Raw genomic sequence first — 20,951 nt, forward strand, 5'->3', positions numbered from 1 at the left:
GCCTCTCGCCCGTGCGCACACCTTTGATCAGTGTGCTGATCCACGGCGGCGTGATGGCGCTGTGGATCGTGTTGTTCGCGCGGGCATTCTTCCTGCACGGCGTCGTTGCCTGGTCCACCGGCATTGCGTATGTCATTTACGACACGCTGCTGCTGGTCTTCGTAGCGTGGAACTCACTCTCGCTCATGAGGCCGTCACCCGTTGCGGCCAGTGGCGCCCAGCCGACGCTTGGCGTGGCGGTTGCCGCGCATAACGAGGCGGCGGTATTGTCGATCACCCTCAATGCGTTGCTCGGCCAGACCCGCGTACCGACGCAGATTGTGATTGCCGATGATGGATCGACCGATGGTACAGCCGCGCTTCTGGCTGAACGCTACGGTCTGGTTGACCCTGGCGAGGGCAATCTGAGCGAACCAAGTCCGTCCTTCCCCGCATTGCGCTGGCTGCGCATGCCGCACGGTGGCAAGGCGCGCGCCTTGAATGCGGCCATTGTCTTGATGACGACCGACACGGTGATGACCGTCGATGCGGATACGCTGCTCGAACCGGACGCATGTGCGGCCATGTCCCGTGCGTTTGCCGGATCGCCAAACCTGGTAGTAGCAGCAGGCTTGCTGTCGCCGGTGTGCAGTCGCACGGCCAGCGGTCGCTTCTTTCAGTGGTTCCAGACCTATGAATACATGCGCAACTTCATTTCCCGCTATGCGTGGATGCGAGCGCATAGTCTTCTACTGGTCTCCGGTGCCTTTGCGTGCTTTCGACGCGACGCATTGTTGACGGTCGGTGGCTTCGATCCGGATTGTCTGGTCGAGGACTATGAGCTGATTCACCGGCTGCGTCGCTATGCTCTGGATCGTGGTCTGGACTGGGATGTACGCGTGATCGGTGGCGCCAGGGCGCGCACGGACGCGCCAAGCACCTTGCCCAGCTTTCTGCGTCAGCGGCGACGCTGGTTCGCCGGCTTTCTGCAGACGCAGTACTGGTATCGCAGCATGATCGGAAACCGGCGTTACGGCCTGATCGGCACATTGATGCTACCGGTCAAGGCTTTCGATACGGTGCAGCCGCTTTACGGACTGACAGCCTTTTTCCTGCTGCTCGCCTTTCTCCTTGGTGGCCATGTCGCGATCGTGCTGCCAGTGTTGATCATCATCCTGGGCAAGATCGCCGTCGATCTGGCGTTTCAGGCCTGGTCCGTGCATTTGTACCGACGGTGGAGTGGCGACAGTACAACCTCAAGTTTTGGCATGGCGTTGCTCGCGTCGATCCTGGAGCCGTTTTCATTCCAGTTGATGCGCCACGGCGGCGCGGCACTGGGCTGGTTGTACTTCTTGCTCAGGCGTAGCGAGTGGGGCACCCAGCACCGGGAAGGGCTCAACTCTGTCGAGGAAGGACGCTAGGTTCCCGGCGAACCGGGGGTCATGGGGTGAGGACAACCTTGCGGCAGTCTGCTTCCTTCTTGTCAAAAATCTCGTACCCCTTTGCGGCGTCGGCGAGCTTCATGCGGTGAGAGATGATGATGTCCGGCTGCAATTTGCCGTCTTCGATAAATTCAAGGAGTTCCGGCAAGTACTTCTGGACATGGGTCTGACCCATCGCCAGGGTGAGGCCCTTGTCGAACGCATCCCCGATGAGGAACGCGTGGATGAAGCCGGCATAGACCCCCGGGATGCTGACCACACCACCACGCCGGGTCGCAGAAATGGCCTGGCGAAGCACTTCGCCGGAACTGGTTTCCAGCTTCAACGTGCTGAGCACCGTTTCCGTCGTGCTGCCCTTCGCCTCGAACCCCACGGCATCAATGGAGGCGTCGACGCCGCGGCCTGCGGTCTGCTCGAGAATGAACTCCGACGGGTCGACCGAACTGAAATCGACGGGGATGACATCGAACGCCGTGACTGCAAAATCGAGGCGATAGCGCTCCTCGTCGACCATGAAGATTCTCTCCGCGCCCAACATCTTTGCGCAAGCGGCGGCCATCAGGCCTACGGGGCCTGCACCGAAGATGGCAACGGTGGAGCCTCGCTCGATTTTTGCGTTGAGCACGGCCTGATATCCCGTGGGCAAGATGTCCGACAGGAACAACACGCGCTCGTCGGACAGACTGCCCGGCACCTTGAACGGGCCGACGTTGGCCTTGGGTACGCGGACAAATTCCGCCTGACCACCTGGCACGCCACCATAAAGGTGCGAGTAGCCGAACAGGGCAGCGGGAGGCGTCATCATGGACCGTTTGCGCAGACTCGACCCTTGGTCGGGGTTCGTCGTCTCGCAGGCGGCAAAGAGGTCGTTTTCACAGAAGAAGCACTTTCCGCAGGCAATGACGAAGGGAATGACCACCCGGTCACCGACGGCCACGTTGGTCACTTCCGGACCGGCTTCCTCCACGACCCCCATGAACTCGTGACCGAAGATGTCGCCGTGCTTCGTCTCCGGAATCTTGCCGTGATACAGATGAAGGTCTGACCCGCAGATAGCCGTTGCCGTCACCCGCAACAGCACGTCGTCAGCGGCAAGGATGGTGGGGTCGGGCATCGTCTCGACGCGCACGTCTTGCGAGCCGTGGTAGGTCAGAGCCTTCATGGTGTTCTCCGGGGTGAAAGGTGCATCGTGGACCCGGGTTGTTGAAATTCAGGTGGGCGGAGAGTATGGGTCGACGTGCGGGGTCCTTCACAAGGGCTTTCTTTCGTCCTGCCGCATGACGTCGATGCGGGAGCCACCGGCAGGGTCGAGAAAAAACGGAAGGGAGTCGAACGGCCAGCGAGCAACTCGTGAGATTCAACGTTCGGTTCGATGTGCACCAAACTGTGAACTATGCGTACGCGGCACGTAGGGGAAGTCGCGTACGCCGTGTGGGGGGTTACGTCGCCACTCCCTCCGAGTAAAAGGTCAAGTCATTGATAAGGAATTGATATTCTGCGTGAGCGAAATATTTTCGGCTTGTTTTGTTGGTATTCTGGCCCCCACGGAACGCTCGTATTAGTTGAATCGAGTACCACTTTCCGAGATACTTTGCTCAACACACCCGCCACGCCTATGCAGCAGAACATCGTTGTACGCGCAAATAGGCGGGTTTTTTTTGAGCGCTTGCAGGGAGCAGAGCGACGGTGCAGTACAGGAAGGGTCCTCTCACGTACGCAGCACAGCTGCAGCAGCTCCAGCTGCGAGGCCTTCACGTTGCAGACCCTGTGCGCGCAAGCTACTACTTGGAGCGCGTTGGTTACTACCGACTCATGGGCTATCTATTTCCATTTCGGAGGCCTGGAAGCGACGACTACGAGGCGGGGGCTACTTTCGAAGAGGCTGTAGCACGCTATGAATTCGATCAAGTGTTGCGCTCCCTGATTATGGAGGCGATCTGCAACATTGAAGTCGCGGTGAGGACGGCAGCCACCTATCCCGCCTTCGGCGTCGCTTCCCCAGTGTTTGCCAACTGGATCCACGCCATCAGTGCGATACGAAATATCGCTGCTCATCACGGGCGTATGTGGAATCGGGTTCTAGGTATCATCCCCATGAGACCCAATAGTGGGCCTTGGCAGCATATGGCAGGAACCTATCCTGTAGGCAGGATGTACTTTGCACTGCTTGCCATTAAAGCCTTACTTGGCTCATGCGCGGCTGACGTAAACGACTGGCGCGATCGCGTAAGTAATCATCTACGTCCACTCCTTGCAAGCCACGATCATAGACAAAGCATGGGAGCCCCCGCTAATTGGGATCAGCATGCGCTCTGGAGATAGCGGGTCAGCTCCGGGCGCGTTGGCCGGATCGCTCAACGGCGTGAGTCACCAGATACAGGTCTTTCGACCTTGTCGACGTCCACGTTCCTGGCCTTCGCCAGGGCCTTTCCCAGGTAAAGGCGGTCGGTGCGGCAGATATCGAACCCCGTGATGGTCAACGGCGCCAATCCGCGGTAAGTCACCGAGAGGTCCTGTTTGCATACCTCCGCGCTGTCGAACCGGACGGTGGCCTGGCCGCTTCTTCCGCCGATCAGCGGTCCACCAAGATCGAGGGCATGCCAATGGCGCGTGCCTGCCGGAGCGGCCTCGACGGACGTTACCGTTCGGTCCGCGTCGTTGATGAAGGTAACAAAGTGCGGTGCTGCCTGCGCCGAGGTGGCAAGCACCACGCCCAGGAACAGAAAGGTCGGCTTTGCCCAGGAGCGCCTGAAGTGCCGGCGCGTGCGGTGATGCTGATCCATGTGGTCATCTCCCTTGTGGCGTCACGCTGCGGCGTGACGATGTCGTCCGGACGTCGAGCACCGTTCGACTGGTGCGCGTGGTCGGTAGACATGGAAGCTAGTGACCCTGCATGGCGATTTTGAGGCGGCGAACTGACGTGGCGGCGACGGTGATACACGAGGTGCACTGGTCTTAGACGTGCCCGAAGGGACTCGTGGTCAGGACCATGCTTCGCAGCGGCTCAGCTTTTGCGACCACGTCGTTCGCCTGCGTGGTGTAGTCGTCCGCGAGGCTTGCGCTTCCGGCCTCCTTTGCCGACAACGCCATTTCTCGAAGCAGCATCACGCGTTCTTCGTGGATGGCTCGTGGTCAGCGACAAGGCTGCTGTGGTATACCGGGCACGCGGAAGGAGCGACAGGGGTGAGCTCAGACATCTCCTGGCGCCCAGGGCTAAGCGCGGCTTCAGCCTCGATCGGCGCATCCGAGTGGGAATCCATTGAGACGGACTGAGTGGCGGCAAGCCGCACTACATGTCCGGCGATCTTTTCCCCCCGCTGTTGCACCGGGATCACGGCATCGACGTCAACCTGTAGGGCGGCACCCTCAGGCATCGAAGCAAATACCGCCGGAACGTTGCCCTGCACCAGTGCGACACCGCCACGATCTTTAGGCGAGTGTGTCAGGCGCATGCCGTTCACAGTGACAAGCAAATGCCGGTCTGGTGTCGCCACATGAATGTGACCCGCTTCCAAGACCGGCGGCGATCGTCCCCAGGATCAGCGGGACGGTAATCACCCCCCCTAGCCAAGCTGTTCGCCTAGTTGCCTGCTCAGCGCTCGCATGGCCTCGACGCACGCCAGGCTGGGCGTCGACCCAGGAGGCCCCAGAAGCTGCACCACCAGGGCGGTGGCGTCTTCGAGCGACGGGTCGCCGGTCGAGGTGGCTTGATAATGCAAAAGTCTCGCCCGGAAGCGGGCTTCCGGCAGGTCGGAATGAAGGAGTGCCAGATTCATCGCCAGGGCGCTCTGGGCCATCTCAGCAGCGGTCAGGGGCCAGCCTTCTCTCGCGTCGTCCATGGCCGCTTTCTTCAAGGTGATCAAACCGAAGATGGCATGGAAGCTGTGATCGAATCTTTATTTTTTGCGCGATCTTCCGAATTTGCATAGTCATAATTGCGATCGGTGTTGCATGCGAGCGTGGAGTGTTGGCTGTCGGATGGATGGCTAAACAAAGTATGAATCCACCCTCTTGAAAAATGTTTCTGGCTGCATAAATTACTCACCGCTGGCCGCTTCGGGACCAGCCTCCTCGCCCGCTTCGGGGGCGAGCGGAGAACTCATTCCATGTTGCAAGAGGATATGGTTATGCGAACTCTTCTGAACGTTTCACCCCTTCATCGCTCCAGCGTCGGTTTTGACCGCATGTTCGACTTGCTCGAAGCCGCCGCGTCGCGCGGACAGGCCGCTGACAACTATCCCCCCTTCGATTCCATCAAGCTCGCTGACGATCAATATCGCGTCACGATGGCAGTGGCGGGATTTCGCGAGCAAGATCTGGAAATTTCGTCGCAAGGAAACTGGCTGACTGTCAGCGGCGAGCGCCACAGTGAAGCCGAAGGCGAATATCTCCACCGTGGCATTGCGACCCGGCCCTTCCAGCGACGCTTCGAACTGGCCGAGCACGTCAAGGTCACCGGGGCGAAGCTCGCAGACGGCCTTTTGTCCATCGACCTCAGGCGTGAGATCCCCGAGGCGATGAAGCCGCGCCGCATCGACATCGAGTCGGCGGCGGCGTCGGATGCCAAAGACAGCGTCCGCCAATTGCTCGATCAGGCCGCGGCTTGAACCAGGCAAGAGCCTCGCATGGATGCGGGGCTCTTTTTCGCCTCCGTCATAAGCAGTGCTGGCAGATGTGGTTGCTGTTGCCGTTGCGATCTCATGACGAACAGGTGCCCTCATCGGCTCCGGCTGCGTCAGTAACCATGGTATAGATCTTGTTGCACGCATCTCGCTCCGCGGTTGCCGTGCAGCAGGCCTCGCATCGAGGCGCTACGATCCCCGTGAATCTCTTCGAGCAATGCCATGACTCTCCACTTTGTAGCCGCACATGGCTCTGCCGTCGACAGCGCGAATGGTTTGGTGATCTACCCCCCGCGGATGGAGCAAAGTTCGAAGCCAGACGAAGTCGAATACCAATACGCGATCTATAACAAGGACCGTAATCGGCACGGTCTTGGATTCTTTGGCTTGAACGTTCTGACCGAAGAGGCAGGGGAAACCGTTCGCCTGAACACTTTAGACTTGGGCGGGCCTCAGGTAATCGACTCAATGTTGAAGCTGAAGCAGCGGCTTCATATCGACGGCGATGACTTCGAATTCATCCATCGACTGGCGGAAGGTCTCGTCAGGGTCTTCGAAAGCCGTACGGATAATACCGAAGCCGTCCACTACGTCGCATTGACCGAGGAGGCGCCATTACAGGACATCGGTCTGGCGGTTCCCGCCAATCTTTCTCGTCGCTCAAACGGGCAGGTGGTTCTGGCTGAGGCATGGGTGGATGCCCATCCCATCGTACGGTCGGTGCCATGACCGCGTTTGTTTTTGACAAGCACTATCCGCAATGCTCGTACACGCGATGACGGTAAGTATCTAGCAAGGGGGTTGCGTTCGGACCTCGGTTGCTCCGCTCAATCGTTTGCAATTGTGGATTGCAATCCGCCGTTCCCACCTCGTACTATCGAGAAAACGGGACAGGACCCTCGTTATGTCAGGAATGACCGCTCGCCGGCCTCGTCCGGTATCAAATGGCGCGGAGCACGGGACCTCCGTCTCGCTCCCCGGTTCCGGTGCAGCAGGCTCCGCATGGGGCCGCTACGAGTCCAGCGAACCCCTTCGAGAAATATCATGACTCTCCACTTTGTAGCTGCATACGGCTGTGCCGTCGATAGCGCGAATTCGTTGGTGATCTATCCACCGCGGATGGAGCCAGGACCGACGCCAGGCGAAATTGAGTACCAGTACTCGATCTATAAAAACGATGATAGGCGGGATGGACTTGGGTTCTTTGGCCTGCACACTCTGATCGAAGAGGCGGGGGAGACCGTTCGTCTTTTCACCATGGATCTGGGTCAGCCTCAGGTCATAAACTCAATGTTGAATGTGAAGGAGCGGCTTCAAGTCGACGGCGATGGGTTCGATTTCATCCGCGGATTGGCAGAAGGGTTCGTCAAGGCGTTCGAGAGCCGCACGGATAACACCGAAGCTTTCCGTTACGTGGCGTTGACCCAGGAAGGGCCGTTGCAGAATATCGGGCTGGTCGTTCCCGCGCACCTTCCTCGGCTCTCGAACGGTCAGGTGGTGCTGGCCGAGGTGTTGGTGGAGGCGCATCCCATTGTACGGTCGGTGCCATGACGTCCTTCATCTTCGACGACTACGTGCGGGCGACGATGGGCGGTGCCAGTAATGTCTCCGACGGCAAGGCTCTTTCATCGGATCAGATCCAGCAAGTTGCCGACTACCTGAAAGCACCGGGCTCCGGTCCCGACGCGACATCGAGCTATGAGACGTTTGTGTCGAGCAGAATGTCGGCCCATCCTCCTGTATTGCCGTCGGGTTACGACTATGTCGGTTACTCCGGCTACGACAGTGCTCGGGTTTCCAACTTCGACAATGCCACTGAGTACGTCAAGCAGCTTGGCGGTGGCGCGAAAGCCGGCCTTATCGGTGATACCCCGTGGGGTAAATTCATTGACAAGTTGCCGGCTAATCGTGAATTCGCAGCTGTCGAACAGAAGTTCGTGACGTTTCTTGCAAGCGAAGGTATCGCGCCGTACAACAATGACGTTAGAGCCGCCCTCCAGGACATGATGTGGAACGCTGGAAGTTCCCCCTATCTCCACAACGCAATGAACAGCGGCCGCCCATTCGTGGCCTTTGTCGAGAATGCGCCGATAGGGCGGGGTTTCAGCACCTTCGAACTACCTACAGCGCAGCAATATCCCGCCGCCGTGACAAATGGCTATCCCATGAGCTCCTTCGGTCCCGACCCACTGGCCTTCGCCAGCAAGTCGGCGGCTGAATTCCAACAACTCGAGAAGTCGCTGGCGGAATCCGCGACCGTCAACGGCGCGCATCCGGTCAGCGTGGGCGACCTTCGCGGGAAGGTCTACGTGGCCGCCGGATATAACGCCACTAACCAATCCGTATTCGGCCATTCCCTCACCGAGTTCAAACAACTCACCGCCGACCAAATGACCTCGGCGAGCAACGCTTGGTCCCTGCAGGAGGCGGCACGGCTGTCCGGGGCCAGTGCGAGCGCGGCAAAGCCTGTCGAGCATTCCTCGCCCGTCATGGAGCGTCAGGCACCTCGCGGGCCGCCCTCCCTGGAGAGCGTCAAGGAATCGCAAGGGCTCGAGAGAGAGACGGCGTTCGCGGGACGAGCCGGCGCAAGCTTGGCAGCCAGGGGCCTGGAGGTGGCAGGTGTCGCTGCAGTCGCCTATGACGCGGCTAACACCGCCAGCAAGACCTCCGACTTGCTTCACGCAGGTAACGTCACGGGCGGGCAATCCGAGCTGGTTCACTTCGCCGGCCGGAATCTGGGCATGGTGGCGGGTGCCGAAGCGGTCGGTGGCGCAGCGGCGCTGGCGGGTGTCGAGTCCGGTCCTGGCGTGGTGGTGTTCGGCGCCGTGGGCGCCATAGGTGGCGCTATCGCCGGCGACAAGATCGCCAACGCGATAGACAACCATCGTATTTACAACCAGGCCGACGCGAGTGGGAAGAACTGGCACTACGACCCCGCGCGCCCTGACAGCGGGTGGACCCACACCGAGACGGTGATGAAGACGGCGGCCAATGGTGCGCCATATTTCGGTCGCGAGCAGCACGTTGCCGATGCGTCCTTAACGAACACGCTCAATTACAAGGCTTCGAGCACGGCTGTGGATCTGGCGCTGGCACACAACAACACGCCGGCCGATCCTTATGCTCAGCGCCCGGGCCCGCACGATACCGCGAGCGTCGTGGATGCGCCGTGGGTACGTGACCCTCAGACGCACGCATGGTCCCGCCATGTCACCGATCAGGTGCTGGAACACGGGATGACGAGTTCGCATACGGAGACGGCCACGCCGACACGCGCCGCGGAGCTGGAGCAGTCAGCGAAGGCGACGATCGCGGCCAATCTCGCGGACTCACCTCACGGCATCGCCCAGCATTATGCGGACGCCTACGAGCGGAACGGATGGCAAGCGCAGGGACCCATGCCCGACTCTGTCACTCATGCGCTGAAGCAGCCTGAAACTATACGGGACGCGTCGGACGGCCATGCTTACACCCAGGGCGCCGATGGTCATTGGCGTACGCCCGGCATGATCTATGGGACCAATGAGGCCAAGGGCAACGTGCGTGACGAGCTGGAGGCCACGAAGTCGGCTGCCGTCATGCTCAACCATGCCGCCCATCCCGACCACGCGCTGTTTCGCCAGGCCGAAACGCACGTGCACGCATTGGACGCCAAACACGGCCGAACGCCGGACCAGGGCAGCGAGAACCTGGCGGCTGCGTTGACTGTCGCGGCGAAGCAGGGCGGTTTGAGGAAGATCGATACGCTGGCCTTGAGTGACGACGGCTCTCAGGTGTTTGTCGCGGACGTGATCATTCCCAAGACCCTGAACAACGTCGCGAGCGTTGACACCGTACCGGCGATACAGACGCCGGTAGAGCAGAGCAGCCAGAAAATCGATCAGGTCAACGTCGATCTGGCCGCGCAGGCGCAGACACAGACTCATCAGCAAGCGGCGAGCCAGCAGCACGGGCATAGCATGCCTGGCAGGTGAGGCCAGGCGCTCCCGCTAGCGAGTGCGTCAGTCGCAAGCCCCGCCCTATAATGCCCCCTCGCCAACGGGGGAGTGGCCATGCGACTCAAGGGATTTGTGCCGATCGTCGGCGCGTTAATGGTGTGCTGCTTCTCAGGCGGCAGCCTGGCGAACACGCCGCCCGGTGCCGTTGAATTTATTCGTCGGGCTCAAGTAGTCGTTGACGGCCAGGATCCCAACGCGCCGCTCATGGCAGGGTCGGATCCCCGGATGCAGGCGTTGCTTCAGGTGTCCTCGGGTCGCGCCGTCTTTGGTACCGCTCCGTCGTCTGCCCAGGACCTGGCGTGGGTGCTCAAGGTCAAGCTACCGCTTGCTGGGCTTATCCAGCGCTACCTGGCGGATGGGGTTGCCGCGGGAACCAACCCGACCTCTGCCCAGACCATGGCGAATTCCGACAAGTACGCCGATGTGGTGTATCCCCTGGTGATCTTGACCATGTATGCCGGTGCACACGAGCTATCCGCTCTCGCGGACTGGCTGCCGTCCCAACCGGAGCCCAAGCGCGCGACGGTGCTTGCCGAAGCGCTGGCCGTTCGAAAGGGCGCGGTCGCTATGGTCACCGGCCTCCTCATGGCGTCGCCGGGTGCGGGCGAGCTCGGCAAGCGTCGCGGCGCCATGCTCATGGCTTTCGCCGACTCGGCACCCGCACTGGCTGCCGCGCTCACTCTACGGCAGCGCAAAGAGATCTACTTCCGGATACTGAGAATGCCATCCCCCGACAACGCCTCCGAGCAGGCTGAGTACAGCCAGCTCGAGCAAGTGTTCAAGTCCACCGATTGCAGCGGGCTCTGCGCTTACAACGACTAACCACGGTGCAGGGACTTCACCGAATTCGCCCATCGCTCACCCGTCGGACATGGCACCGTGACGCAACGATGCCGGTCCAAGGGGTCACGCGAAGATGGAGTCAACGTTCGCCACGCGTAGCAGGCTTCTTCTCCTCGTCATGGCAATGACTGCAGCCTCGGCCGGGTGCACGGTACCGATGGGCACCTTGCGCCCCGTTCGCGCATCGCCCGTCGATGTCATGTCCATTCCCACAGTGGACGCCCGCGCGCTTTATCGCATCCGTGATTTTGACTGGTTTCGACTCGACTTTGACTCCGACACTGACTACGCGCGTGTCATCCGACGGCGAGAGCTGAATGTCTACGTCCGCCTGCGCTGGTGCGGTGACGGACTGCCAGGGCGGGAGCTAACGACGGCACGGCTGTTCGGCGACGATGGGCGGGTTAGTGCTTCGAGCCGCCTGCTGCCCGTGTCCGGCTCTCCGCCCGGGAGCTCCGTCGTATTCCGGTACCACACGTACGTTCTCGTCCATGTCCCGCGAGGCCCGGTGATGCCGGCAGGCTCACCGGATCAGGGTGGGGATTACGACCTCCGCCAACCGGCTGATGACCTTTGCGTGTCGGTCGGGGGCGGGGACATGGTGGGAAATCATGGGGAGTCGAAGCCGGCCGTATACTCCGCGGAAGTCGTCGGGGGTGTCTTTTCCCAGTAACAGGCAAGCGGAAAATAATCATGTCCAGAATGATCGCCATCGCAGCGCTTGTCCTTTCGATGGCTGTCTTTGCCGGCCAGGTATTCCTTTTTACGAACACCGATGAGCAGGTTATCTGCGGGGTCGCAGGGATCCTCGTGTACGGATTGGCTGTGGCTAAGGCGACACTCCCAATGTTGCGGTCATCACGCGTGGTTGTCGTTGGCTGGGCACTGGTCTCGGGCGTGATCTTGGGAATGCTCCCTCCGCGTTTGCGCCTCGGCGGCGCCGTAGACAGCTTCGTGTTGTTCTTTCCTTTGGTCCATGCTTTGGCGCTGGCGGGTTACTTTTTTTTAGGCCGCACCAGTCGGTTGTCTGATCCGCGATCAGCGCCCTGATCGCATTGATCTATGCGGCACGCCTGCCAAGCACCGCCCACGCCACGATGATGAGAACCACGATGGCGCCCAGGATCCACCAGGTCCTGCGTTGCCCAGCCTGACCCCAGGAATCCGTGACGGCGCTGACCAGGAAAGCGAGAAATTCAAACATGGTTCGGAGCGCTCGCAACGGGGGAGGGCGGTGACATTCGTCTGAGACGGTGCCGAATTGCCGGCGGGTACGGGCGGCCCTGTGGAGCACAATCGAGGTGAGGCCGCTTCGTCAATGCTTGTTGTTGGAAATCGCGCCAGAGGCAGGCCCGCAGGCATGGATGCTCGACCGTTCACAGAGAAGCCCATCAGACGGGCATGAGAATGTTCGCAAATGTTGGTTCTGCGCCCTTACCTCTTTCGCGGATGTGTCACGACGCGTCGCGGGAACGGTTCTCAGGTGAGCGCGTGGATTGATCGGGCCAGGAACGTGGACATCAGCGCTGCGACATCGACGGGTGCCTGAAGCGGAACAAGGTGGCCAATGCCCGGTAGCACGTGGAACTCGACGTCTGACAGGCGGGGCAGCAGTTCGGTCTGGTGTGCCTCGACGGGGTCCACCCTGTCGGCGCCGCCGGCAATGACCAGCACCGGCACACGAATGCCAGCCAGTTCACCGCTGATGTCTTCCTGGCTCATGACCAGCGGCCAACCGGCCTTCGCCCCTGGCGCGCCGGACAGGCTGTCGGCGATGACCTGCTCGTGCAGGTCGTGGGGAAGGGGCTCGGAGACGAGCATGTTCTCCAGGGCAGCTTCGATGCTTTCGCGCGTGTCGTACACGTTCGCGAAGCCGTTCAGCGCTTCGGCCGGCAGCGCCAGTGGCGTCGGCGTTGCAGGGGCGATGAGGATGAGGCCACGCAGGCCGGCCGGATGGCGTGAAGCGAGCAGCTGCGACACCTTACCGCCCATCGAATGGCCAACAAGGACGAAGTCGGTCAGACCCTTGGCCGTGATGAGCGCCTCGACGTCGTCGGCGAGGGATGCGAGCGTGTAGCCGTCTTCGGGCTTCTCCGACTGACCCCAGCCGCGAAGGTCGACGGCAACGGTGTGGGTGTCAGCGGGTAACGCGTCGATGATGGGCGTCCACGTGCGCGACGAGCCACCGTAGTAGTGCAAAAAGACGAGGGCTGGGCCACGGGTGCCCTTTTCACGGACGTGCAGTTTCGGGCGAATGGCGGATGCTACGGACATGGGACACCTGTTTGTTTTCGGAAGGTTCCCTCTATCCTATGGACCCTATGGGGCGACGATTAGTGGCAACATCAGACCGACAGTCGGTCAGGATGGGATTGAATGGACCGTTTGACCTCGATGACCGTTTTCGAAGCGACGGCACGCACCGGCAGCATCGCCGGTGCCGCACGTTCGTGCGCCATGACTCCTTCGCAGGCGAGCAAGTACGTGGCGGCACTGGAAGCGGGCCTTGGTGTCTTGCTCCTGCGGCGAACGACACGCCAGCTCACCCTGACACCGGAAGGCGAGGCTTACCTCGAGCGGTGCCGTCGCATCCTGGCCGAAGTGCGGGAGGCGGATGAGGAAGCGCGTGCGCAGACGAGTGTCATTTCCGGGACCCTGCGGGTCACGGCACCTGTCACTTTCGCCGCCCTCCACCTCGGGCCGGTCGTGGCTGCCTTTCTCAAGCAGCATCCTGCCGTGGCGCTCCAGGTTCAGCTCGACGACCGCTACAGCGACCTTCGAAGCGATTCGGTCGATGTGGCGTTGCGCATCGGCAAGCTGACCAGCTCATCGCTGGTCGCACGGCGTCTCGGTGCCTGTCGCATGGTGCTCTGCGCGGCACCGGCGTTTCTCGACGCGCACGGCCCGGTAGGCATCCCCGCCGCACTGTCCATGCTGCCGTTGTTGTCGTTCAGCGAAGCGGTATCGGTGCCGGACTGGACCGTGCGGGACGCCCAGGGCGTCTCCCACCGGATCGACGGACTCTCTCGTCTGTCGGCGAACAATGTACAGATGCTCGGCGCGGCAGCCGTTTCGGGTGCGGGTATTGTCTTTGGACCCACATTCATCCTCGGCCCGTACATCCAACGTGGCGAGCTGGTACGCGTGTTGCCCGGATTCGAGGCGGACAGCCTGGACATCAGTGTCGTGTACTCGTCCCGCGCGTTCCTGCCGAAGACCGTGCGGGCCTTCGTCGACCATCTTGTCGAAACGCTGCAGGAACCGTTCCCGTGGGACGGGCCACTGCGCGGCTGATCGTCAACGCGGCCGACCCTCCGCCTAAGGCATGGTCCCCGGCCCGAATTTTTGCAGTGCCTTCAATTCGTCCAGACCACATCTTCGACACTTATCGTCCCCGTAGGATCGATGGGAATCTCTGTCGCACCGGTCCCGTCGGCACGACTGACATACAGCGTCCATGAGATGTTGTAGCGCGGATAGAGGATGCCCTTCGGCTGGACCTTTCCTGGGACGCGGTAGGCAATCATCGTCCCGTCAGGTGACCAGGTGCCGCCAGTGCCCTTGGCGAGGATTTGCATTCCCGTTCCATCGGGATGAATTCGGCCGACGCCGGCATAGGTCGTGAACGCTATCCACTGGCCATCGGGCGACCATCTTGGCTTGTTGGTCTTGTGCCAACGATCCAAGACTTCTCCACGCTTCACGACGCTTCCGTCAGGCTCGTAACCGATGCGAGGGCCTGGAATATCTGTGAGCTGTCTGACGGTGTAAGACGCCACATCCAAGACGTAAAGCTCGAACAGGTTGCACGAGCTCGCGTCGGCCTTTATCGCTCCCGCGAAAGCGATCATGTGGCCATCTGGCGACCATGAAGGCGTCGAGCCGACGCATCCCAGGACGCTCTCCTCGCAGTGAATCGCGCCGTCGGTTTCTGGACTTGCTACACACACGTGCCCCGCATGGTCAAAACCTGCGACCCGGCTCCCGTCGGGAGAGAAGGCCACCTGGGTTCGGTATGTTGTCAGTGGCAGCTCAGTCGACGGTGGAGGCAATCTAATGACTTGGGAGTAGATGGCGTCCAGCGAAGGTGTGAGGGCGGCCATGGCGTCGCTCGCGTCGCTGTTGGTGTCCAGCAGAAAAAGACCCCGATGGGGATCAGCTCGGTTGTTGAGCGCAAGGCGATGCGATAACGGGTACCAACTCAGGTCGGAGACGTGTTTGTACTCCGGAAGCCGCAGTGCAAGAGGGCCTCCGGATGCGGGCATCTCGTATAGATACTGCACGACACCAATATTGGGCTGCGGAGGTGTAGTGAGGTTCCGGCCGATAAGAAAAAATCGTCCCTCAAGTTCGGACGGGGCTATCGGAGCACGGCTGGGCGACGACTGGCAGGCCGCGAGGGAGAGCGTCAGGAATAGCGAAACGAGCCATCGATCGACAGGCATCTCCGTTCGTCTGCTCCGAGATCGGTCGTTGGCCGTTACGGCATCAGGCCGGGCGCACTGGTATCACCGGCCACACGTCGGGCCCGAGCTTAGCCATTGCTGTCCGGGCGGCTACGGCAGAATCGGCAGCGTGTCGGGTGAATCCGTTGGTTGTTCCCGCCCCTGCCGTGGCCTTCTTGCGCAACCTCCGGCATCTCCAGGATAACCCTCGCCGGTGTCTTCGGCCATGGCAGGCCTTTGCGGAGTCGCGTTCGCGGTCTGATCGTCGCAAGGCTGATCAGTCGGTTGTTCGAGGTGCATTTTCGTCTGACATGGGAAGTAGCTTTCGGCGCGCTATGGCGTTTCCTGTTGATCCGGCAAACGTCTGCGTTCCATGAGCGCATAAAAGACCGTACTCAAGATCAGCCAATGCGCCGCGATCGCACATAGCGTGAGGATTGGGCTGTCGCTGGCGGATGCCAGCATAAGGACTTGCATCAGAACCATGACGGTATACACAATTACGCTTCTGAAGTATGGAATCCGCCGATAGCGAGCGAAAACCGCCGCAGCTAATTCCCATCTTTGCTTCAAATAAAAATGTGTCGCGACCGCTGCGACGACACAAAGAGAGGCGATCTCGAGGCGGCCCAGATGCCTTGCGTCGGGGAACACGACGCAGATCAATGAGAAAAAAACAAAAGCCATGTATGTTTGTAGAGGTATCTCCGCGTACGTATCAGCTAGCGACGAACGCTGTGACTCCACCATCCATATTCGATAAGCCTCACAGGAGTAGAGAAACACATCTCTGGGTTGGCTCCATAATATTGCTCTGAGATTCACGTTAGGGGCCGTTACTGGATAGGGATGGCGTCCCCTGTTGATCCGGCACACGTCTGCGCTCCATGAGCGCGTAAAAGACCGTACCCACCATGAGCCAATGGACAACGACCACACACAGCGTAAGCATAGGGCTGCCGCTGGTGGCTGCCAGCATAAGGACTAGCATCAGGATCACGATGGCATCCACGATGACGCTTTTGAAATATGGGATCCTGCGATAGCGAGCGAAAACTACCGAAGCTAACCCCCATCGTTGCTTCAAATAGATATGCGTCGCAACCCCAGCGAAGATAAAAACAGAGGCGATCGCAAGATGGTTAAGATGTCGAGCATCGGGGTACACGACAGTGACTAGTGAAAATAAAACAAACCCCGCGTAGCCTGCGAGTGGATACTCTGCGACGGTGTCAGCTAGCGACGAACGCTGCGATTCCACCATCCATATTCGGTACGCCTCACAGGAATAGAGAAAGACATCCCTGGGTTGGCTCCACAATATTGTTCTGAGATTCACGTTACCCTCCCGGCAATACCAGCTAGCACGGGCGGATTTGTCCTGTATTGCCGTATCAGCCAAGCGAAAAATCCCACGTGGATGACTAGGCCGACCAGCGATCCATATCGGCTAAGGTTGAGCAAGCCGGACGTAAAAACACATATAAACCAGATGGACACGCCAACATAAGCCTGCCAGGTGGCGCTTTTCTTTGCGAACGCTGAATATTCTTTCCCGACGCTCCAGGCAAGCCAAAGTGCTGGTATTCCAATTAAAACGAAGAGGCCGAGTCCCGCCGATCGAGCGCTGGCGTCCTCATAAGGGCAGATCTTCCAGTACGCATCTCTCAGGTCATATATCCAAAGACTGAACGTTCCGAGAATCGACAAGAACGCCACGCTCAGCCATATGGTTACAAAAATGACAGCCTGCTGTTTTCGGCCTGCGGCGTCATTTCTCAGGCCGATTCCGGAACAACCGACAAATAGACAGCCCAGGGCTCCTCGCGCGAGCTTGATTAACTTCATCGACCTTCGGCTTCTTCAAGTCGTTCTCCGATCTGGATACCTTCGCGCAAGAGCAAGATGAAGAAAGCTACGTGGAAAAGCAGAACCAAAACGCAGCCGTAGTTGGTCTTGTTCGCAGGAATCGACATGATTACGGCGGCATACCAAACCGCCAAGCTCACGGATTGCGTGAAAGTCGCTTTCGTTCTCGTGTATCGGTTGTACTTCTTGCCGATGCGCACTGCAACGCAGAGAGCCGGGATGCCGACGATCACCAAAAATCCAATTCCTTCAATCCCTGGATTGGGTCCCTTGAAGGGCCCCAAGATGCTATAGAGCCGGCTCAAGTCGAAAACCCAGGTGTTAAACACGCATAAAACCGAGAAGATGGCGGCCATGAGCCACGTGGCCAGGAAGACACTGGCCTTGAAACTGCGAGTGGACGCGTCATCGAGCAGGCCAAAACCAGAGCATTTTATGTAGAGGCATCCGAGCGCGTCGCTCACTTGCGATATCAATCTCATCTGTCCTCCGCAGCCTCCAATCTTTGAATTGCATCGAGCGAGTAGGACCATTCGGTTGCATCATCGGATTCGTGCGGATATTCGCCGCGCAATGAGCAGCGTCTGCTCGAGGAGGTGCATTGCCAAATAAGCATCCGTGTAGCCGCTATCCTTTTTGCGCGACCGATCGAAAAGCTCAGGCAGACGTGTTACGACACACGGTCCTGCCGGAAGAGGCTGTTTCCCTTCTACGACTCTAAATCGTGATACCCGGGCATCGGACACACGCGGTCAAACGTGCCGCCAAAGCCGCAACTCGAATGTGGTTGGTCGTTCAGATGCCCCCTGGCCCCTGGTTTAACGGCATGTCCCTGCGCGCTGACGGATTGCCCGAAAAACGCGTTCGCAAGAATCTCTCAGGACTTTATTCGCCCGTCAATGCGCAAGTTATTGCGATTGCGAGCTGCGTATGAAGGTTTGAAAGCGCCGGGGAAAGGTAGGAAAAAGCTCGGCAAATGGGGGCGTCCGCGAGCTGTCCGAAAACGCGCAGCTCGACAGTCGACAGCCTTGTCGGAAGGGGATATCCCGTCGCCATCCAGGCGCTCCCCAGTATTCGTCCATTCTGTTATCGGACTGATCGGATGGAACGCCTACAGGAGAATCACTGGAACAGCAGCATCAGCCAACGGCTTCCCGATGCTCAACCAACGCCAACTGAGCATACTGTGCCGGACGCGCCTGCCGCAGCCAGACACTAAACCCAAGCCCGGCCGCGAGCGTCACTAGGTACAGCGCCGGCAACCACGCCACGAACGGCGTATTCACCGTCGACAGCAAAGTGAAATTGACGCAGACGGTCGTCAGCGCCACGGAAAGACCAATCGCCGCACACACCGACGAAATCAAGACGACCGGCCCCGCTTCACGCCTACGCCGAACAACATAAAAAACGATAGCGATCGCCGCCGCTGCCTGAAGCGCAATGATTCCCAGCGTACCCATGCCGATCAGTACCGGAATAATCGCGGCATAGGGATCGGTTCGCGTAGAAGCGATACCAGCAAGGCAAACGACCGTCGCAGCGGACATGCAGAGGGTTGCCGCCACCGGGACATTGCGAATTTCGTCGAACCGGGCGAGCATCCGCGGCAGCAAGCCTTCGCGAGCCAGCGCGAACACGTAGCGAGAGGCGGCGGCATGAATCGCGATATAGGTCGCGAGCATCGACGTGCACAGCAGCACACCGGCGATATCGGATGCGGTCTGCCCGTCATATTGCTTGATGAGGTCCAGAATGAGCGTACCGCCATGAGCGACGGCCGTCGCCTTCGCCTCGCCTACGCCGAGCGCGCCAACGGTGATCCACGCGGTCATCAGGTAAAACGAGCCGATCAGGATGACCGAGACATAGCTGGCCAGCGGAATGCTGCGTACCGGGTCGGCTGCTTCCTTTGAATAAAGGGCGCCGGACTCGAAGCCGACAAAGCAGGTGAACGCCGTCATCAGCGAGACGCCGACGCCGGGTGCGAGCCACTGGCTGGGCGCGAAGGAGGCAAGCGGGAAGGCTGCCCATCCCTTTGCTGCGATGACACTGACATCGAAGACGACAAGCACCGCGGTCTCGACGATGATGATGACGGCCAGCAACTTGGTCGAAGCATCCATCGACCGGTAGTTGAGAATGCCGGCGAGCACGACAGACACGGCGGCGCAGATTGTCCAATCGACCCTGTGGCCGACCGCGATCGAGACCTGCTCGTCGAAATACCCGCATGCCGCCGCGAGACCAAAGGTGAACGCGCCGTAGGACAGGATCGCGGAATACGCGGTCCCGACGCCGAGTGGTTTGCCCAGGCCTTCGGCAACATAGGTATAGAACGCGCCGGTACTGACAACCCGACGGCCGATGAAGGCATAGCCGGTGGTAAATGCGATCAGGATCAAGCCTGCGATCAGGAACGCAACGGGTACGTTCCCGCCCGTGCCACGTGAGATGGCGATCGGGAGGTTGCCAATCATCGAGGCCAGTGGCGCCGCAGCCGCGAGCACCATGAAGACAATGAACTGGGTAGAAAGCTTGTGGGACTTTGGCGGTGGCGCGACGGTCGAACGGCTCACGGTGACTCCTGACTGTAAAAGGCGCGTCGATCCAGCGCAGCCGGTTATTTTACGTCAGTGTGGCGTCGAGGGTGATTTATGACCGAAACGTTGCATTCCGGCCTTCCGCGTGGCCCGCGCTAGCGTCAGGCAGGCCCTGCCTAGACAATCCCCTTGCGTTTCGTGGATTGATTAAGGTTGACCAGGCACGGTCGCTGCCATTGAAAGCCACGGTCAACTCGTACTGCTCATGCCTCGGGTACGACAAGCGCCACGAAAGCAAGCATGGACGCTACGACAAGGCCACCACCGCTCAGCGACAGCGGCTGAGGGCGTGGAGCTCGATCAGCTGCAAGCACTGAGGAATAAAGGCGCGTCTGGAGCAGAAAGCTGGATAAGATGTGACGACGCGCCGGTCCCGGCGACTAGCTCAGACTATCTGGAGTGGTTGAGTGATGAGAATAGGTTGGCAGGGCGCTGTGCTCTTCGCATGCCTGTCAGGCGTCCTTGGGATGGGTGTTGTTCACGCAGAAGAGCACATAGCGTGCGAGACCCTTTCAACCCGCAGTTCGATTGTTCAGGATGGCTCGGCCCACATTCTGCGATTGGTGCTTCAGAACCCGACGCAAAAGACGGTAGTCATCGACGAGTTCCATTTTGGTGCCAACCTGCTGAATATTCGTGCCGTCGCAAAGGCGGACGGACATGAGCTGACGACGTCCATCCCGCTCTTGTCGCCTGGCACCAAACCCATGGAAATTCGTCCAAACAAGGATGCTGTGAGGAACGTGAATCTTGACGGCTCGCTTCCTGAGCTGACGACAGTGCTTCGCGAGTCGGACGTCGACGTTTCCTGGACGCTCTCACTTGAGCCCAACGATGACTGCTTCTCACAGGAAGTCTCGACCACGTTTACCCTGCATCGAACTCGCTAGGCAGGCGTCTCAATGGCGGGAACCAGCCGGGTTTTTAAGCGCGGGAGTATAAGGCGGCGGAGCAGGGTGACGGTGGCTCGCCGGCCTCAAACGGATAGATGTCCCGTGCGCAGCCGTCGCATCCACGCCGCATCCGCTTTCGTATACCTATCTGGGGCAGGGGTGCACCGGGTACCGGTCATACGATCGAGGGCGCAGCGTGCATCACGGCAAAGGCGTAGAGCGGACCTTCGGACGCGTGGCGTGCCTTGTCGTCGGCG

The 20,951-nt window shown here is 60.0% G+C and carries 21 protein-coding genes; 10 read left to right on the forward strand and 11 right to left on the reverse strand.

Annotation, left to right across the window (positions count from 1 at the left end):
- Positions 1 to 32 precede the first annotated feature (32 nt).
- Complete coding sequence (locus HB634_RS00720) at positions 33 to 1,400, forward strand: glycosyltransferase family 2 protein (RefSeq protein ID WP_213947016.1); 1,368 nt, start codon at positions 33 to 35, stop codon at positions 1,398 to 1,400.
- A 19-nt stretch (positions 1,401 to 1,419) separates the two neighbouring features.
- On the opposite strand, the gene HB634_RS00725 is transcribed toward HB634_RS00720, so the two are convergent.
- Positions 1,420 to 2,583 carry a zinc-dependent alcohol dehydrogenase gene (locus HB634_RS00725; RefSeq protein ID WP_213947017.1) on the reverse strand — a complete coding sequence of 388 codons (1,164 nt, stop codon included), beginning with the start codon at positions 2,581 to 2,583 and terminating at the stop codon, positions 1,420 to 1,422.
- 605 nt (positions 2,584 to 3,188) lie between these two features.
- On the opposite strand from HB634_RS00725, the gene HB634_RS00730 reads away from it, so the two are divergent.
- A complete protein-coding gene (locus HB634_RS00730) occupies positions 3,189 to 3,743 on the forward strand; it encodes an Abi family protein (protein ID WP_345777442.1) in 555 nt (184 codons plus the stop codon).
- Positions 3,744 to 3,775: 32 nt separating this feature from the next.
- Here HB634_RS00730 and HB634_RS00735 read toward each other — a convergent pair whose 3' ends face one another.
- The 3 genes from HB634_RS00735 to HB634_RS00745 form a co-directional block, all read right to left on the reverse strand.
- Positions 3,776 to 4,204 (reverse strand): hypothetical protein, encoded by a 429-nt coding sequence (locus tag HB634_RS00735; RefSeq protein ID WP_213947021.1) that lies wholly within the window; start codon positions 4,202 to 4,204, stop codon positions 3,776 to 3,778.
- 172 nt (positions 4,205 to 4,376) lie between these two features.
- Positions 4,377 to 4,529, reverse strand: coding sequence for a hypothetical protein (locus HB634_RS00740; RefSeq protein WP_213947022.1), 153 nt, complete (start codon positions 4,527 to 4,529; stop codon positions 4,377 to 4,379).
- Between the two features lie 455 nt (positions 4,530 to 4,984).
- A complete protein-coding gene (locus HB634_RS00745) occupies positions 4,985 to 5,260 on the reverse strand; it encodes a hypothetical protein (protein WP_213947024.1) in 276 nt (91 codons plus the stop codon).
- A gap of 288 nt (positions 5,261 to 5,548) precedes the next feature.
- Between HB634_RS00745 and HB634_RS00750 the strand changes: the two genes are divergently transcribed.
- The 6 genes from HB634_RS00750 to HB634_RS00775 all read left to right on the forward strand — a co-directional run bounded on the left by HB634_RS00750 (position 5,549) and on the right by HB634_RS00775 (position 11,934).
- The gene (locus tag HB634_RS00750) at positions 5,549 to 6,028 is read left to right on the forward strand and encodes an Hsp20 family protein (RefSeq protein WP_213947025.1); all 480 of its coding nucleotides are present in this window, start codon (positions 5,549 to 5,551) and stop codon (positions 6,026 to 6,028) included.
- Positions 6,029 to 6,265: 237 nt separating this feature from the next.
- Positions 6,266 to 6,772 (forward strand): hypothetical protein, encoded by a 507-nt coding sequence (locus HB634_RS00755; RefSeq protein WP_213947027.1) that lies wholly within the window; start codon positions 6,266 to 6,268, stop codon positions 6,770 to 6,772.
- Between the two features lie 315 nt (positions 6,773 to 7,087).
- Complete coding sequence (locus HB634_RS00760; protein WP_213947029.1) at positions 7,088 to 7,594, forward strand: hypothetical protein; 507 nt, start codon at positions 7,088 to 7,090, stop codon at positions 7,592 to 7,594.
- A complete protein-coding gene (locus HB634_RS00765; RefSeq protein WP_213947030.1) occupies positions 7,591 to 10,017 on the forward strand; it encodes an XVIPCD domain-containing protein in 2,427 nt (808 codons plus the stop codon). The genes HB634_RS00760 and HB634_RS00765 overlap by 4 nt, the downstream gene beginning before the upstream one ends.
- Before the next feature lie 78 nt (positions 10,018 to 10,095).
- On the forward strand, positions 10,096 to 10,863 hold the full coding sequence (locus HB634_RS00770) for a hypothetical protein (RefSeq protein ID WP_213947032.1): 768 nt from the start codon (positions 10,096 to 10,098) through the stop codon (positions 10,861 to 10,863).
- Between the two features lie 714 nt (positions 10,864 to 11,577).
- A complete protein-coding gene (locus HB634_RS00775; RefSeq protein ID WP_213947034.1) occupies positions 11,578 to 11,934 on the forward strand; it encodes a hypothetical protein in 357 nt (118 codons plus the stop codon).
- Between the two features lie 10 nt (positions 11,935 to 11,944).
- Here the strand turns inward: HB634_RS00775 and HB634_RS00780 are convergent, their stop codons facing one another.
- Both HB634_RS00780 and HB634_RS00785 read right to left on the reverse strand, forming a co-directional pair.
- Positions 11,945 to 12,088, reverse strand: coding sequence for a hypothetical protein (locus HB634_RS00780; protein ID WP_213947036.1), 144 nt, complete (start codon positions 12,086 to 12,088; stop codon positions 11,945 to 11,947).
- A gap of 275 nt (positions 12,089 to 12,363) precedes the next feature.
- Positions 12,364 to 13,158, reverse strand: coding sequence for an alpha/beta hydrolase (locus tag HB634_RS00785; protein ID WP_213947038.1), 795 nt, complete (start codon positions 13,156 to 13,158; stop codon positions 12,364 to 12,366).
- Positions 13,159 to 13,260: 102 nt separating this feature from the next.
- Between HB634_RS00785 and HB634_RS00790 the strand changes: the two genes are divergently transcribed.
- Positions 13,261 to 14,178, forward strand: coding sequence for a LysR family transcriptional regulator (locus tag HB634_RS00790; RefSeq protein ID WP_213947039.1), 918 nt, complete (start codon positions 13,261 to 13,263; stop codon positions 14,176 to 14,178).
- Between the two features lie 62 nt (positions 14,179 to 14,240).
- Here the strand turns inward: HB634_RS00790 and HB634_RS00795 are convergent, their stop codons facing one another.
- The 5 genes from HB634_RS00795 to HB634_RS00815 form a co-directional block, all read right to left on the reverse strand.
- Positions 14,241 to 15,329: a PD40 domain-containing protein gene (locus HB634_RS00795; protein WP_213947040.1), complete on the reverse strand. Its 1,089-nt coding sequence runs from the start codon at positions 15,327 to 15,329 to the stop codon at positions 14,241 to 14,243.
- 333 nt (positions 15,330 to 15,662) lie between these two features.
- Positions 15,663 to 16,016 (reverse strand): hypothetical protein, encoded by a 354-nt coding sequence (locus HB634_RS00800; protein ID WP_213947043.1) that lies wholly within the window; start codon positions 16,014 to 16,016, stop codon positions 15,663 to 15,665.
- 648 nt (positions 16,017 to 16,664) lie between these two features.
- The gene (locus tag HB634_RS00805; RefSeq protein ID WP_213947044.1) at positions 16,665 to 17,177 is read right to left on the reverse strand and encodes a hypothetical protein; all 513 of its coding nucleotides are present in this window, start codon (positions 17,175 to 17,177) and stop codon (positions 16,665 to 16,667) included.
- Complete coding sequence (locus HB634_RS00810; protein ID WP_213947045.1) at positions 17,174 to 17,662, reverse strand: hypothetical protein; 489 nt, start codon at positions 17,660 to 17,662, stop codon at positions 17,174 to 17,176. Before HB634_RS00810 ends, HB634_RS00805 begins: the two co-directional genes overlap by 4 nt.
- Positions 17,663 to 18,337: 675 nt before the next feature.
- The gene (locus tag HB634_RS00815) at positions 18,338 to 19,777 is read right to left on the reverse strand and encodes an APC family permease (RefSeq protein WP_213947046.1); all 1,440 of its coding nucleotides are present in this window, start codon (positions 19,775 to 19,777) and stop codon (positions 18,338 to 18,340) included.
- A 491-nt stretch (positions 19,778 to 20,268) separates the two neighbouring features.
- On the opposite strand from HB634_RS00815, the gene HB634_RS00820 reads away from it, so the two are divergent.
- Positions 20,269 to 20,691 (forward strand): hypothetical protein, encoded by a 423-nt coding sequence (locus tag HB634_RS00820; RefSeq protein WP_213947047.1) that lies wholly within the window; start codon positions 20,269 to 20,271, stop codon positions 20,689 to 20,691.
- The last annotated feature ends 260 nt before the right edge of the window (positions 20,692 to 20,951 follow it).

The organism is Luteibacter sp. dw_328 (assembly GCF_018449605.1).
Lineage (GTDB): Bacteria > Pseudomonadota > Gammaproteobacteria > Xanthomonadales > Rhodanobacteraceae > Luteibacter.

Excerpts from the sequence above, each read along its gene's own strand:
- HB634_RS00775 (WP_213947034.1), top strand. The coding sequence starts at position 11,578 with ATGTCCAGAATGATCGCCATCGCAGCGCTTGTCCTTTCGATGGCTGTC.
- HB634_RS00750 (WP_213947025.1), top strand. The coding sequence starts at position 5,549 with ATGCGAACTCTTCTGAACGTTTCACCCCTTCATCGCTCCAGCGTCGGT.
- HB634_RS00785 (WP_213947038.1), bottom strand. The coding sequence starts at position 13,158 with ATGTCCGTAGCATCCGCCATTCGCCCGAAACTGCACGTCCGTGAAAAG.
- HB634_RS00795 (WP_213947040.1), bottom strand. The coding sequence starts at position 15,329 with ATGCCTGTCGATCGATGGCTCGTTTCGCTATTCCTGACGCTCTCCCTC.
- HB634_RS00755 (WP_213947027.1), top strand. The coding sequence starts at position 6,266 with ATGACTCTCCACTTTGTAGCCGCACATGGCTCTGCCGTCGACAGCGCG.
- HB634_RS00735 (WP_213947021.1), bottom strand. The coding sequence starts at position 4,204 with ATGGATCAGCATCACCGCACGCGCCGGCACTTCAGGCGCTCCTGGGCA.
- HB634_RS00770 (WP_213947032.1), top strand. The coding sequence starts at position 10,096 with ATGCGACTCAAGGGATTTGTGCCGATCGTCGGCGCGTTAATGGTGTGC.
- HB634_RS00765 (WP_213947030.1), top strand. The coding sequence starts at position 7,591 with ATGACGTCCTTCATCTTCGACGACTACGTGCGGGCGACGATGGGCGGT.
- HB634_RS00805 (WP_213947044.1), bottom strand. The coding sequence starts at position 17,177 with ATGAAGTTAATCAAGCTCGCGCGAGGAGCCCTGGGCTGTCTATTTGTC.
- HB634_RS00790 (WP_213947039.1), top strand. The coding sequence starts at position 13,261 with ATGGACCGTTTGACCTCGATGACCGTTTTCGAAGCGACGGCACGCACC.
- HB634_RS00800 (WP_213947043.1), bottom strand. The coding sequence starts at position 16,016 with ATGGCTTTTGTTTTTTTCTCATTGATCTGCGTCGTGTTCCCCGACGCA.
- HB634_RS00820 (WP_213947047.1), top strand. The coding sequence starts at position 20,269 with ATGGGTGTTGTTCACGCAGAAGAGCACATAGCGTGCGAGACCCTTTCA.
- HB634_RS00780 (WP_213947036.1), bottom strand. The coding sequence starts at position 12,088 with ATGTTTGAATTTCTCGCTTTCCTGGTCAGCGCCGTCACGGATTCCTGG.
- HB634_RS00725 (WP_213947017.1), bottom strand. The coding sequence starts at position 2,583 with ATGAAGGCTCTGACCTACCACGGCTCGCAAGACGTGCGCGTCGAGACG.
- HB634_RS00760 (WP_213947029.1), top strand. The coding sequence starts at position 7,088 with ATGACTCTCCACTTTGTAGCTGCATACGGCTGTGCCGTCGATAGCGCG.
- HB634_RS00745 (WP_213947024.1), bottom strand. The coding sequence starts at position 5,260 with ATGGACGACGCGAGAGAAGGCTGGCCCCTGACCGCTGCTGAGATGGCC.